10 protein-coding genes are annotated in these 13,322 nt (G+C 65.2%); 5 read left to right on the top strand and 5 right to left on the bottom strand.

What is annotated here, in order from left to right:
* Positions 1-9: 9 nt before the first annotated feature.
* Both BRAO375_RS15685 and BRAO375_RS15680 read right to left on the bottom strand, forming a co-directional pair.
* Entirely contained in the window at positions 10-465 is a 456-nt protein-coding gene (locus BRAO375_RS15685) for a DoxX family protein (protein WP_009028445.1), read from the bottom strand.
* Between the two features lie 147 nt (positions 466-612).
* Positions 613-2,925: an NADP-dependent malic enzyme gene (locus BRAO375_RS15680; protein ID WP_009028444.1), complete on the bottom strand. Its 2,313-nt coding sequence runs from the start codon at positions 2,923-2,925 to the stop codon at positions 613-615.
* Between the two features lie 266 nt (positions 2,926-3,191).
* Here BRAO375_RS15680 and BRAO375_RS15675 point away from each other — a divergent pair, with 266 nt between their 5' ends.
* From BRAO375_RS15675 to BRAO375_RS15655, 4 genes are all read left to right on the top strand, one after another.
* Complete coding sequence (locus BRAO375_RS15675) at positions 3,192-5,204, top strand: aq_1923 C-terminal domain (RefSeq protein ID WP_009028443.1); 2,013 nt, start codon at positions 3,192-3,194, stop codon at positions 5,202-5,204.
* A gap of 1,810 nt (positions 5,205-7,014) precedes the next feature.
* Positions 7,015-8,421: a TadE/TadG family type IV pilus assembly protein gene (locus tag BRAO375_RS15665; protein WP_009028441.1), complete on the top strand. Its 1,407-nt coding sequence runs from the start codon at positions 7,015-7,017 to the stop codon at positions 8,419-8,421.
* A gap of 9 nt (positions 8,422-8,430) precedes the next feature.
* Entirely contained in the window at positions 8,431-8,988 is a 558-nt protein-coding gene (locus BRAO375_RS15660) for a TadE/TadG family type IV pilus assembly protein (RefSeq protein ID WP_009028440.1), read from the top strand.
* Positions 8,989-8,999: 11 nt separating this feature from the next.
* Positions 9,000-9,656 carry a TadE/TadG family type IV pilus assembly protein gene (locus BRAO375_RS15655; protein WP_009028439.1) on the top strand — a complete coding sequence of 219 codons (657 nt, stop codon included), beginning with the start codon at positions 9,000-9,002 and terminating at the stop codon, positions 9,654-9,656.
* On the opposite strand, the gene BRAO375_RS15650 is transcribed toward BRAO375_RS15655, so the two are convergent.
* Positions 9,653-10,066, bottom strand: coding sequence for a GNAT family N-acetyltransferase (locus BRAO375_RS15650; RefSeq protein WP_244423199.1), 414 nt, complete (start codon positions 10,064-10,066; stop codon positions 9,653-9,655). The two genes, BRAO375_RS15655 and BRAO375_RS15650, sit on opposite strands and share 4 nt — an antisense overlap.
* Positions 10,067-10,261: 195 nt before the next feature.
* On the opposite strand from BRAO375_RS15650, the gene BRAO375_RS15645 reads away from it, so the two are divergent.
* The gene (locus tag BRAO375_RS15645) at positions 10,262-10,888 is read left to right on the top strand and encodes a LysE family translocator (RefSeq protein ID WP_009028437.1); all 627 of its coding nucleotides are present in this window, start codon (positions 10,262-10,264) and stop codon (positions 10,886-10,888) included.
* Between the two features lie 27 nt (positions 10,889-10,915).
* Here BRAO375_RS15645 and BRAO375_RS15640 read toward each other — a convergent pair whose 3' ends face one another.
* Complete coding sequence (locus tag BRAO375_RS15640; protein ID WP_009028436.1) at positions 10,916-12,469, bottom strand: ABC transporter substrate-binding protein; 1,554 nt, start codon at positions 12,467-12,469, stop codon at positions 10,916-10,918.
* A gap of 384 nt (positions 12,470-12,853) precedes the next feature.
* Positions 12,854-13,322, bottom strand: a 469-nt coding sequence (locus BRAO375_RS15635) for a septal ring lytic transglycosylase RlpA family protein (RefSeq protein WP_139031390.1), incomplete at its 5' end; no start/stop codon positions are given.

Here is a 13,322-nt window from a genome sequence, read left to right as displayed (position 1 = left end):
AGCGGGCTGCTAGATGTCGCCGTAGGCGCGCTGCTCGGGCGCCTTCGGCCCCTTGCCGTAGCCGAAGATCATGAACAGCGCGCCGATGATCGACAGGTTCTTCAGCGCGTCGATCAGCGCCTTGACGTTGTCGGGCGGCGCCTGGTTCCAGAAATCGTGGAAGTAGTAGATCGTCGCGCCGACGAAGATGATCATCAGGGCAGAGAAGAACCGGCCGAGAAAGTTCAGCGCGATCATCAATCCCGCGAGTATCTCGAAGCCGCCGGCGGCGATCGCGAGGATCTGCGGCATCTGCATCTTGGTCGCCGCCTCGAGCTGCGCCGCATAGGGCGCGAGCAGCGCGGGGATCGTCACCTTGGTGGCGATGAGATCGGCGGTCGGCGCGATGCCGAGCAGCTTGGTCGCGCCGGAGTAGATGAAGATCACCGCGAACAGAACGCGCCCGAACGTAATGAAACCCGGCATTCTCGCCCTCGTGGATCGACTTCAAATGACATGGTGCCGGCAGGCCGGCGGGATGTGTGACATCGCGAACGCTTTTCAACAATAAAGGCGGGCGGAATGCGACCGAAACCGGACGAATTCCGCCACACTTCGATCACGTCAGGTCGATCACGCAAACAGCGTCGGCTGCGCCCTCCCCGCCCGCTCCTGCGCCTCGACGGCGGCCACCGCCGTCATGTTGAGAATGCCACGCGCCGTCACCGACGGCGTCAGGATATGCGCCGGCCGCGCCGGGCCGATCAGGATCGGACCGACGGGAACCGCATCCGCCAGCACCTTGATCATCTGATAGGCGACGTTGGCAGCGTCGAGGTTCGGCATGATCAGCACGTTGGCCGAGCCGTCGAGATCCGAATGCGGCAGGATCGCCTTGCGGGCGGTCGCCGACAGCGCGGTGTCGCCCTGCATCTCGCCGTCGGCCTCGAGGTCCGGCCGGTGCTGCTTCAACAGCGCGGTCGCCTGGCGCATCTTGCGCGAGGACTCGGTGTCGTAGCTGCCGAAATCGGAGTGCGAGACGAAAGCGATCTTCGGCTTGATGTTGAAGCGCGTGACGTGATTTGCCGCCAGCGAGGCCATCTCGGCGAGCTCGTCCGCGGTCGGGTTCGGCCGCACCTGGGTGTCGCCGATGAAATAGGCGCCCTTGCTGGTGATGGTGAGGGCGAGCGCCGCGTAGTCGCTGACCCCCGGCATGAAGCCGATGATCTCGCGGACATGACGCAGATGGCTCATGTAGCGGCCCTCGACGCCGCAGATCATCGCATCCGCCTCGCCCCGGACCACCGCGAGCGCTGCGATGACCGTGGCATTGGTGCGCACCACCGTGCGCGCCGCATCCGGCGTCACGCCGCGGCGGCCGGCGATCTCGATGTAGCTCTGCACATAGGAGCGGTAGCGCGGATCGTCTTCCGGATTGACGAGATCGAAATCACGCCCGGCCTTGATCGACAGGCCGAAACGCTTGATGCGCGCCTCGACCACGCTCGGGCGTCCGACCAGGATCGGCCGCGCCAGCTTCTCCTCCAGCACGACTTGAGTCGCGCGCAGCACACGCTCGTCCTCGCCCTCGGCGTAGATCACGCGCACCGGCTGCGCCTTCGCTTTCGCAAACACCGGCTTCATCACGAGGCCGGAGCGGAACGCGAAGCGTTCGAGCAGCGCGGTGTATTCGTCGAAATTGGTGATCGGCCGGGTGGCGACGCCGGACTCCATCGCGGCCTTCGCCACCGCCGGCGCGATGCGCAGGATCAGGCGCGGATCAAATGGCGACGGGATCAGCGAGCCCGGGCCGAACCCCTGCGTCTCGCCGGTGTCGAAGCCGCGGCTCACAGCATCCGACGGCGGGTCCTGGGCGAGCTGCGCGATCGCATCCACCGCGGCCTGCTTCATCGCCTCGTTGATCGCAGTGGCGCCGACATCGAGCGCGCCGCGGAAGATGAACGGGAAGCAGAGAACGTTGTTGACTTGATTCGGGAAGTCCGAACGTCCGGTGCAGATCATCGCGTCGGGCCGCGCCGCGCGCGCCTCCTCCGGCATGATCTCCGGATTGGGGTTGGCGAGCGCCATGATCAGCGGCTTCTCGGCCATCTGCTTCAGCAGTTCCTGCTTCAGCACGCCGCCGGCGGACAGGCCAAGGAAGATATCCGCGCCGCCGATCACCTCGGCGAGCGTCCGCTTGTCGGTCTTCTGCGCATAGACCGCCTTCCACGGATCCATCAGCGTGTTACGGCCCTCATGCACGACGCCGTCGATGTCGCAGACCCAGATGTTCTTGCGCTGCGCGCCCATCGAAACCAACAAATTGAGGCAGGCGATCGCGGCGGCGCCTGCGCCCGACGTCACGATCTTGACCTCGGAGAGCTGCTTGCCGGCCAGCGACAGCGCGTTCTTGATCGCCGCGCCGACGATGATCGCGGTGCCGTGCTGGTCGTCATGGAAGACCGGGATCTTCATCCGCTCCTTGAGCCGCGCCTCGATCTCGAAGCACTCCGGTCCCTTGATGTCCTCGAGGTTGATGCCGCCGAAGGTCGGCTCCAGCGCCGCCACCGTCTCGACCACGCGGTCGATCGTCTCGGCGTTGATCTCGATATCGAAGACGTCGATGCCGGCGAATTTCTTGAACAGGACCGCCTTGCCTTCCATGACCGGCTTGGAGGCCAGCGGGCCGATATTGCCGAGCCCGAGCACGGCGGTGCCGTTGGAGACGACGGCCACCAGATTGGCGCGCGCGGTCAGCGACGCTGCCTCGGCGGGGTTGTTCGCGATCTCGGTGCACGCAGCGGCCACGCCCGGGGAATAGGCAAGCGCGAGGTCGCGCTGGTTGGCGAGCGGCTTGGAAGCCTGGATCTCCAGCTTGCCGGGCCGCGGCAGGCGGTGATAGGCCAGGGCTGCGGAACGAAGATCTTCAGAATAGGACGACGACATACGTGCTCCAGCGTTTCCGACCCGGATTTTTGGTCTCTTGAGTCTCGGTCAGACGTCGGTTTTTCCGGCCGGTGGAAGCGCATGTGATGCACGCTGGGCGGCTTTCATGCAACATCCGAAACCATGTCCGTCGGCATCCCGGACCAGCAATTTTCCTTTTCGCAGAAGCACATCCCTACTCCATCGATTCCCCTGAGACCATCACCCTGCTGCTGCCCAAGCCTTAGGCGGATATTTGGGCGGAGTATCTGGGCGGAGCAAATCGAATGAAACGCGTCGTGATCGGAATCCTCGTGGCGGTAACCCTTGGCGTCGGCGGCTTTGTCGGCGTCCCCTGGTATGCACAGGCCCGCGCCGAGCGCGAGGTCGAGGCGAGCTTCGCCCAGATCAGGCAGAATGGCGCCAGCGCGAGCCACGGCAAGGTCGCCTTCGACCTGTGGTCGCGCAAATTGACAATCGCCGATGTCAAGATCGAGTCGGCCGCCCAGCCGCCGGCCAGCATCAGCTTCGGCACCATCACGGCGAACGGGCTGAGCCAGCCCGACAACGGGCACGTCGCGGCTTCCAGCATCGAGGTGAGCGACGTTGCGATCGCCGGTCAGATCCCCGGCCCTGCGGCGCTGCGGGTGAGCTACAAGCTGCCCCAGATCGTGGTGAAGGATTACGCCGGTCCGGCTCGCTTCGCCACCATCCCGACCGGCAGCGGCCTGCTCGAGAGCTACCGCGCGCTGATCCAGCAATTCGTCGCGATCAACGCGAGCGCGCTGACCATTCCGCGCGCGACAGGCACCATGGAAGGCGGACCTGCCGCTGGTCCGGCGGAATTCACCTATTCCGGCTTCACCGTCGAGAACATCAAGGATGGCCGCATCGCCAGCTACAGACTCGACGAGGTGGCGTTCACGATGAGCATGCAGCAGCCGGCCAACAAGTTCGCGGCCAGCGCGGGACAGAGCGGAAAGATCGAGAAGATGCAGGGCCGCATCGCCGACATCGTTCACCGCGACATCGATGCCGGCGCATTTCTGGCCGTCCTCGATCCGGAGGCGGCCAAGGACGATAGCTCCCGCCGGATCTATGGCCGGGTGACGACGGGCGCCTACGAGGTCAGCTCGGATGCGGGTGTACGGATGCGCATGGACGGCATCTCGCTCGACGAATTCAGCGTGCGGCCATCGCGGCTGCAACTCCCCGCTCTGATTGCCGCCCTGCCCGCGTCCACCGCCGCGCAGCCCACGCCCGAGCAGGCGCGCGAGATCATGGAGAGGGTCGCCGGCCTCTATGAGGGCCTCGGCATCAGGAATGCCGAGATGCGCGGCATGGCGATCGAGACGCCGCAGGGGCCGCTCAAGCTGGCGGCGATCCGCGTCGATCTGCGCGACGGCAAGGGCGACATCGCGGTCGAAGGCTTCGACGGCAACTCGCCCAACGGTCCGGTCAAGCTCGGGCGCTTCGCGCTGAAGGGATTCGACGTTGCGAGCCTGCTGCGCTTCGCCGCGAAATACGCAGCGCAGGACGCCAAACCGGCTCCCGCGGACGCCGTCGTGCTGTTGAAGCTGCTCGACGGCGTCGAGTTGAAGGGTCTGACGGCGCCCTACAAGGCTGGCGACAAGCCGGTGCGGATCGACAACATCAGCCTCGACTGGGGCCAGTTCGTCGGACCGATTCCAACCAAGGCGCGCTTGGCCGCCAAGATGGCCGGACCGCTCGACACAGCCAATCCGGCGCTGCTGCCGCTTCTGGTCGCCGGCATCGACACCGCCGCTGTCGATGCCGATCTCGGCCTCGGCTGGACCGAGAGCGCCGGTACGTTCGCGCTGGAGCCGTTCAAACTCGAGGTCAGCAATCTCGTCGCGGCCTCCGCGAACGTGTCGCTGTCGCAGGTGCCGCGCGAGGTGTTCACGATCGACCTGCAGCAGGCGACGACCGCCGCAGCGAAGATCGAGGCGAGCGGCGTCGCCCTGACCCTCCGCGATCTCGGCGTCGTCGACGTGCTCGTCGCCAACTATGCGCGCGGTCACGCCATCCCCCGCGACGCCGCGCGCAAGGCGCTGATCGACAGCATCAAGGCCATCGGCGCCCAGGTCGCCGCCGACAACGTCGACGCGGCAAGCGCAGTTGACGCGCTCAGCCGGTTCATCGAGAGGCCACGCCAGACCTTCACGCTGAAGCTCTCTCCCCGCGCCAAGGTGCCCGCCATGCAGCTCGCCCAGCTCATCGCCATCGACCCGCCGAGCGCGCTGGCGCAGTTCAAGATCGAGGCGCAGACAGCGCCGTGACCGAGCACAAGAGGCCACATCTCTCTCCTCTCGTCATTCCGGGGCGCGCGCAGCGCGAGCCCGGAATCCATAACCACGACCACATTTGGAGAGACCGAGGTTGCTGACGCACGGACCCTCCTTCACTGGCGCCCTTTGGGAGTATGGATTCCGGGCTCGCGCTACGCGCGCCCCGGAATGACGTGCGGTGAGAGTGTGCCGCAACGCGACAACGGTATACGCGGAGCATGGCGCCCGGTGACGAAGCCCGCTGCTGGCACTTCGGGGTCAGGACACACCTCCGCGATCTCGCGGCTCATGCGCCCGAGTTATTCCGGTTCGCTCGGCCCTCTCTCATCCGAAGAGGGCGCAGGGAATGCCGGGTGCTGGCCGCAACCCATGGCCCGCCTGCGAACAAGAATGCAGGCGGCAGGTACCACAGGTTCAGCCGGTCATCCGGCATTCCCTGCGCGGTGGGCTTTTCGGCTGCTTCGCGCTCTCCCTGGTGCACCGGGCTTGTTGGCCACCATGACGACAATGCGCTTCGAGCGCCTTGCGCTTGACACCAGCGTCGGGGTGTCGAGACCACGCGACTTGACCGCCTGCACCATGCCGTTCGTCCACGCGCTGTGAGCCCGTTGCGACACGATGCAGCCACCGCCTCCCCGCCTCACGTCTCGTGACGACCGCGAACCGTCCCTCTTCATCGAGGCGGGATGGCCGGAAATGTGAGGGTGATTTGCCCGACAAGACAAGTGGATTGATTGCGGCAAACTAACACGACGGGCAGTTTGCGCATGAGAGGGATGCGGCGATTGCCCGTCGGGCAGAGTGGCGCGACAACGACCTACACGGCCGTCAACGACGTCGCGGCGTAATGCAGGATGTAAGGCTTGCTGTCAGGTTTCCCGGGCGGTCGCTCAGACCCGAAAAAGGCAACATAACAATCGTAACCGCCGATCTCCGGCTCAAACCAGCAGTGAACGACGACGCCGTATTCAGGCCCGCCGTCCTGACGGCCATCGTAGCGGACGTCCGTTCCCGGCGGGAGGTAGCGGTCAGGAACGCCTCGCGCGTTAGACATGGTCGGTTCTCATCCCGGGCTCATCACGCGCAAGCTCGGCACATTTCAGGTCACGGTTCATCAGGAACGGCGACCCATCATCGGAATTCAACGATCGTCGATCAATGAGCATCTGTGTCCCTCGAGAGATCACGCGGTATGGGTCCCGGCGTTCGCCGGGACGACGGCTGTGCATGTCGCGCGATGGAAGCTTACAAGGATCGCTGCGTCCACATCGGCGATAAGCTCCCGACAATGTCCACCACCTCCGATGTCGTCCCGGCGAACGCCGGGACCCCTAACCACAGGATGTCGTTTGAAGCAGGATGGTCGCTCACAGCAGCTCTTCGCGACATCTTTCCGTCATTGTCGATTCCGGGTTCGGTGCTGCGCCCACACGCTTATTCTTATTGCTTTGCTGGCGCGAGACGACAGCGGAACGCTGCAGCAACAATGTTGCCCTCTGCGTTGGGGGTCAGTTTAGGCCAGCGGGCATTCGCGGCGATCCAAACTCATTCGATTCAAACGCGAGCGATCGGGCGCCCATCGCACACAGCTCATCCGCCGCCGCAGTGTCCTATCTTCATGCACGCTTAGGCTGCACCTTATCATGATACAGTAATCATTGCTTAACCCGATACCCTCTATCGTGGAAACTACGGGAAACAATCGGCGACGCGGTAACGGCCTGCTGTCCGGATCGACAGTGGTGACTGACGCCCGGGAACGCCGAGATGGCCAATATCTGTCAAACGAGTGTGAGGGGTCATGCTGCAGGGCCTGGTGCTTCGCTTCGCACGGGATCGCAGAGCCAACGTCGCGATCATCTTCGCGCTGACCCTGGTGCCGACGATCTACCTGGCGGGCATGGCGCTCGACTATACGCAGGCGTTGCGCAAGCAGGGACAGCTCGACGCCGCCGCCGATGCCGCGGCGATCGCCGCCGTCAGGCCGGCGATGCTGACGGTGACCGACGCCAACACCGTGAAAGCCACCGCGGCGGCTGTGTTCGCGGCCAAGGCCAACATGCCGGGCCTGACCGCGGTGCCCACTCCCGACATCACCGTCACGGACTCCGGGCTGAAGCGCACCATCAAGGTGTCCTACGTGGCGCAATCGATCAACAATTTCCCCTCCGTGCTCGGCGCGCCGTCGTGGAAGGTGCAGGGCTCGGCGACCGCCGAGGCGTCCAGCGCGCCCAACATGAACTTCTATCTGCTGCTGGACGACTCGCCGTCGATGGCCATTGCCGCCACCCAGAACGACATCAACGCGCTGATCACGGCCACCGCCAAGCAGCCAGGGGGATCGAAGAGCTGCGCTTTCGCCTGCCATGAAACGAACCCGCAACTCGACAGCGGAGCCAATTCGTCGACCAAGGACAATCTCAGCGTCGCGCGGGCGAACAACATCACGCTGCGGATCGACCTCGTCGTCAACGCGGTCAAGCAGCTGCTGATCGGCCCCTGGTCTTGTCTGCAATCGGGCGTCTCCGGCGGAGTCATGCAGTGCATGTCGGCCATCAACAGCACCACCTACAAGGCCGGCATCTACACCTTCGACTACAATCTGAACACGATCCAGACGCTGACCTCGCCGTCGGCTGCCGGCACCAAGATCTCGAATATCCAGCTGATGACGGTCGACCATCAGAACTGCGTCACGACCGCGATCTGCAACACCGACTTCGGGACCGACATCTCCGGCGCGCTCACGAGCCTCAACGCCATCATGCCCGCCCCGGGCTCCGGGACCAATCAGTCCGGCGACACGCCGCAGGAAGTGGTGTTCCTGGTGACCGATGGCGTCGAGGACAAGCTGATCGCCAAGACCGCGACCTGCGACCCGAACGCGACCTATCCGCTCCCCTCGGCGGGAACGCAGGTGCGCTGCCAGCAGCCGCTCAACACCGCGGCCTGTGACACCATCAAGAACCGGGGCATCCGCATCGCGATCCTCTACACCGAGTATCTGCAGCTGAGCGACAGCTGGTACAACAGCCGTATCGCGCAGTTCAACAATCCATCCTCGTCGACCGGCGCGATCGCGCAGCGGCTGCAGTCCTGCGCCTCACCCGGCCTGTTCGCGAACGTGCAGACCGGCGGCGACATCTCGACCGCATTGACCAATCTCTTCCTCAAGGTCGCATCGAGCACCGCGAGCCTCGTGCAGTAGGGTCACGCCATGACAACGCCCGCAGCAGCATCGGAGACAGGTCGCGACGTCAGTTGCGCCGCCTTCGTCAGGGACAGTCGAGGCGCGACGGCGGTCGAGTTCGGGCTCGTGGCCGCGCCCTTCCTCGCCCTGGTCGTCGCGCTGATTCAGACCTTCCTGGTCTTCTTCGCCCAGCAGTTGCTCGAAGCCGTCGTGCAGCAATCGGCGCGTCTCGTGATGACCGGGCAGGTGCAGACCCAGAATCTGAGCCAGGACGCCTTCAAGCAGGAGGTCTGCAAGAAGATTCGCATCTTCTTCAACTGCGGCGGGCTGATGGTCGATCTCCAGGTGGCCAATGGATGGTCCTCGGCGAATACGGGCATGCCGTCGCTGACCTTCAACAGCCAGGGCCAGGTTACCAATAACTGGAGCTACAATCCGGGCGGCGCCGGCGACATCGTCGTTCTCAGGGTGATGTATGTCTGGCCGGTGATGCTCGGCCCGCTCGGCTTCAATTTGTCGAACATCTCGACCGGCAACCGCCTGATCATGGGCACCGCCGCCTTCCAGAATGAGCCGTCGCTGTGAGAGGACCGAACATGCTCGCCAGTCTGACATCCCGCGCGCGCACGCTGTACGCCGATGACGATGCCGTGGCCGCCACCGAGTTCGCCATCGTGCTGCCGTTCATGCTGACGCTGTTGCTGGGCGGGGTCGAGCTCGGCAACGGGCTCGCCATCGGCGTCAAGGTCAGCGAGACCTCGCACAGCGTCGCCGACATGGTGGCGCAGAACACCCAGATCACCGCGGCGCAGATGCAGAACATCCTGCTGGCTTCGACCTCGATCATGGCCCCCTATGCGGTGACCGAGGCCGGCGGCAACTCGCTGATGACGGTGACGGTCTCCGAAGTCTCGACCGACGCCAACGGCAACGCGACGGTGCAATGGAGCACATCGACCAAAACCGGCGCCGCAAGGGCCGTCGGCCAGAGGATGACGCTGTCGGCGTTCACCAGCACCAACCCCGTCAACGCCAACATCTCGCTCATCCTGGGCGAGGTCTCGTATACCTATAAGCCCAATCTCGGATCGGGCGTGACCGGCCCGGTGACGATTTCCGACAGCTACTATCTGTTTCCGCGCTGCTCGACCAACAGCCCGGCGACGCAGAGCAATCCCCCCTATTACGACGTCAAATGGCCGGCGTCGGCGAACTGCACCTGCATCCAGCATCTGCGGCAGAAGAGCTGCTAGGCTGGGCGGGCCAGCCGTTTCTCGAAGCAGACCGCCTCGGGCCGGCCGACATATCTGCCGTAGTTCGGGATGCGGCGGTAGAGGTGGCGCTCGTAGAACCCCAGGGCACGCGCATTGACGAGCCGTGTCTCCAGCCGGACCGCGTCGTAGCCGAACTCTGCGGCCGATTTTTCCAGATGGCCGAGGATCGCGGCGCCGACCCTTCGCGTGCCCGGGCGTGCATACATGCGCTTGATCTCGGCGATCCCGTGCTCCAACGGGCGCAGCGCGCCGCAGCCGACCGCCTGCCCGGCTGCATCGCGGGCGATCACGAAGCAGGCCCGCGGCCCGCGCACGTCATCGGGGTCGAAGGACGACCGGCCGCTGTCGCCGGTGATGTGAGAAAGCGCCGCGGACAGCTCCGCGATCAAGGCTTCGGCCTCCGCGGACGCCGGGTCTTCCGCTGAGATCTTCAACATGCAGGGATATGCGACGCCATCATCGGGGTGTCGTATCACACCGATCGGCGGACCGGCCAGCCGCGGCGATGCGGACGGCGCAGGCCGATTTGCGGCGTTCCGAGCGTTGCGGTACCGTCGCGTGTCGTCCCGCGGATTGATCACGCCATGCCCGACCTTCACACGCTTGTTCTGTTCCTCTCGGCCGCTCTGGTCGTCGCACTGACGCCGGGCCCGGGCATCTTCTACATCGTCGCACGGACGCTGGCGGGCGGGCGCCGTGAAGGGCTGGCGTCCAGCATCGGTCTCGGCCTCGGCGGCCTCGTTCACGTGGTCGCCGGCGCCGTCGGGCTGTCGGCGCTGGTGATGGCGAGCGCCGAGGCGTTCACCGTGCTGAAGGTCGCGGGCGCAGGCTACTTGATCTGGCTCGGCGTGAAGACCTGGCGCGAGGCGCGGGTCGCTGAGCCTGCGGAGGTGACCACGACCGGCAGCCCGCGCGCGTTCCGCGAGGGCATCCTTGTCGAAGCGCTCAATCCGAAGACGGCGGCGTTCTTCCTCGCCTTCATCCCGCAATTCATCGATCCCGCCGGCCAGGTCGCGATACAGTTCGTCGTACTCGGGCTGATCTCGGTCACGCTGAACACCACGGTCGATCTGGTCGTGACGTTCTGGGCCGCCAAGGCGCGGCATGGTCTCGTCACACGCCCGAGTGTCGTGACGCGGATGCGGCAGGCTTCGGGCGCGGTGATGTGCGGGCTCGGCGGTGTGCTGCTGCTGGCGCGGCGGGCGAACTGACCTGGCCCGCCACGCCAGCGGATCACCCTACTCCAGCTCGATCGCCTGGTAGGTGCCGGTCTCGTCGAGCGCCGTGCCCCAGATCTTGTGCGAGGCCTGGTGCTCGGCGCGTCCGAAGGAGAGCTTGCTGCCGAGGCCGAGATCGATGCTCTGCATCGACTCAAGCGTGTCGACCAGCCGCTCGGTGTCGAGCGGCGTCGTCTGCTTCAGCGCCTGGATCAGGATGCTTGCCGAGATGAAGCCTTCCAGCGAGGTGTAGTCCGGCGCCTCGCCCGGGAAGTATTTATCCAGCGCCGTCTTGTAGTCGAGCACGAGGCTCGAATAGCCGGCGACCGAGGGAACACCCTGGGTCACGATGACGCCATTGGTATACTTCGCGCCCAGGAGCTTCAGCTCGGCGGCCAGCGACGTGGAGCCGACGGCCGAGATGTTGGCATAGATCAATCCCGGAACCGCGTCGTGGGTCTTCTCGATGAATTTCGCGGCTGCGCGATCCGTCGCGATCATGATGACGGCCTTAATCGGCGGCTTGGTCTGCGCCTTGAGCTTGCCGACGGCCTCGTCCACGTCGAGCGTGCCGCGCGGAAATCCGTAGCGGATGACCGGATCGGTGATGCCGTGCGCGCGGAAGGCCTTGGCGACGCCGTTGGCGCCGTCGTCGCCGTAGGCATCGTTCTGCGCGAACACCGCGATCTGCTTCGCCGGGATGCGCTTGACCTTCATCAGATAGTTCACGATCGCGGCGGTCTCCTCCGCGTAGCTCGCACGGTAGTTGAAGACGTAGCGGTCGGGCGGATCGCGGCGGACGATGGCGGAGCCGCTATAGGGCGCGAAGAACAGCGCGCGCCGCTCCAGCGCATACGGGATCGCCAGCGCATTGTTGGCGGTGCCCATGTTGCCGATGAAGCCGAACACCTGCTCCTTCTCATAGAGCTGCGTCATCGCGGCGATCGTCTTGGTCGGATCGTAGGCGTCGTCGGCCGCGATCAGTCGCAGCTTTCGGCCATTGATCCCGCCGGCATCATTGGCGCGGGCGAACGCGGTTTCGATGCCGAGCTTCATCTGCCGCGCCGGCTCCTTGCGCACGCCGGAGAACGGGATGACGGTGCCGAAACGGATCTCGGTGTCGCTGACGCCACGCGGGAGCGGCGGCGGCAGGTTGGCGGTCGGCTGCGTCGCAGCCGCGGCGGTCGGCGGCCCCATTGCCAGCGACAATGTCGGCGCGGCGGACTGCTGCTGGAGCGCACGCTCGAGATCCACCAATTGGCGCTCCGCCGCCTGGCAGTTCACCAGCGAAGATGCGACCCGGCCGCGACCCTCGGCAATGTAGCTGTTGAAGCTGCGGACGAGTCCGTCGCGTTCCGTATTGCTCGACGAGGCTTGGCGGATCACCTCGCTGAACTGATCGATGATGGTCTGCACACGCCCCTGCGCGATCTCGCGGCAGGTCGCGGCCTGGCCGACGACCGGGCCGACGCGCGATGCAAGATCGCGAACGACATCGGGAGAGATTGCAAAGGCCGAGGACGTGGGCAGGATGGAGCAGATTCCGAGAAGCAGCGCACACCAGCGAACGGTCATTTCAAATTTTCCGTTTTCTTCTGATTGGATGGCCATGTCGACTACATGAGTCAGACAGGCATCGTATTAGGGACAGGTTGCATGACACCGCAACCTCCATTTGGCGGATGATCATCGTCGCGCCGCCGTTAGGAATGCGCTGTGGGGCGCCTGTTCGGCCGCCTGTCGCGATCGCTGGGACTAACAGCAGGCGGTGTCGATCGTCTCTCAAAATCAATGAGTTGCCGCGCCGGCTCTCGTGCAGCAAACGACGCCGTCGGCGCGATGATCCGATGGGTATCTGCCGCTCCGGACGCTCATTCGAGACTGGAATGAAAATGCTCGCAGTCTTAACCAGCGTTCACGCCAGTCATTAGAATGCAGGGCGACGACTCGAGAACGGGGTTACCTTGCGTCGGAGCCAACTGATGAGTTCAAGACGACCGCGGCCGCTAACCGATCGTATACGCTGTCGGCGGCTGGCCTGCGCCTGATCGTCTGATCGAGCAGCGTCAGCCGCGGCGGCGGGCGCAGCAGCAGCCGCGCATTGGCGGGCGCGGCCTGCTGCAGCGGCAGCTTGCGCGGCCGCGGCTTTGGCCAGCGCACCACGTCGAGGCGCACGTCGGCCAGGCCCGCATCCACCATGTCCAGCAATGACGCCGCGGCATAGGACAGGTCGACGACACGGCCATCGACATAGGGTCCGCGGTCGTTGATGCGCACCAGCACCGAGCGGCCGGTGTCGAGCCGCGTGACGCGCAGGCGCGTGCCGAACGGCAGGGTGCGGTGCGCGGCGGTCATCGCCGTGGTGTCGAACACCTCGCCATTGGCGGTCGGCTGCGGCGCCGTGTAGTAGCTGGCAAGCCCGCGCCGC

The organism is Bradyrhizobium sp. ORS 375, from assembly GCF_000239775.1.
Lineage (GTDB): Bacteria > Pseudomonadota > Alphaproteobacteria > Rhizobiales > Xanthobacteraceae > Bradyrhizobium.
The sequence above is the reverse complement of the archived record's forward strand: the minus strand, read 5'-3'. Positions and strand labels throughout refer to the sequence as shown.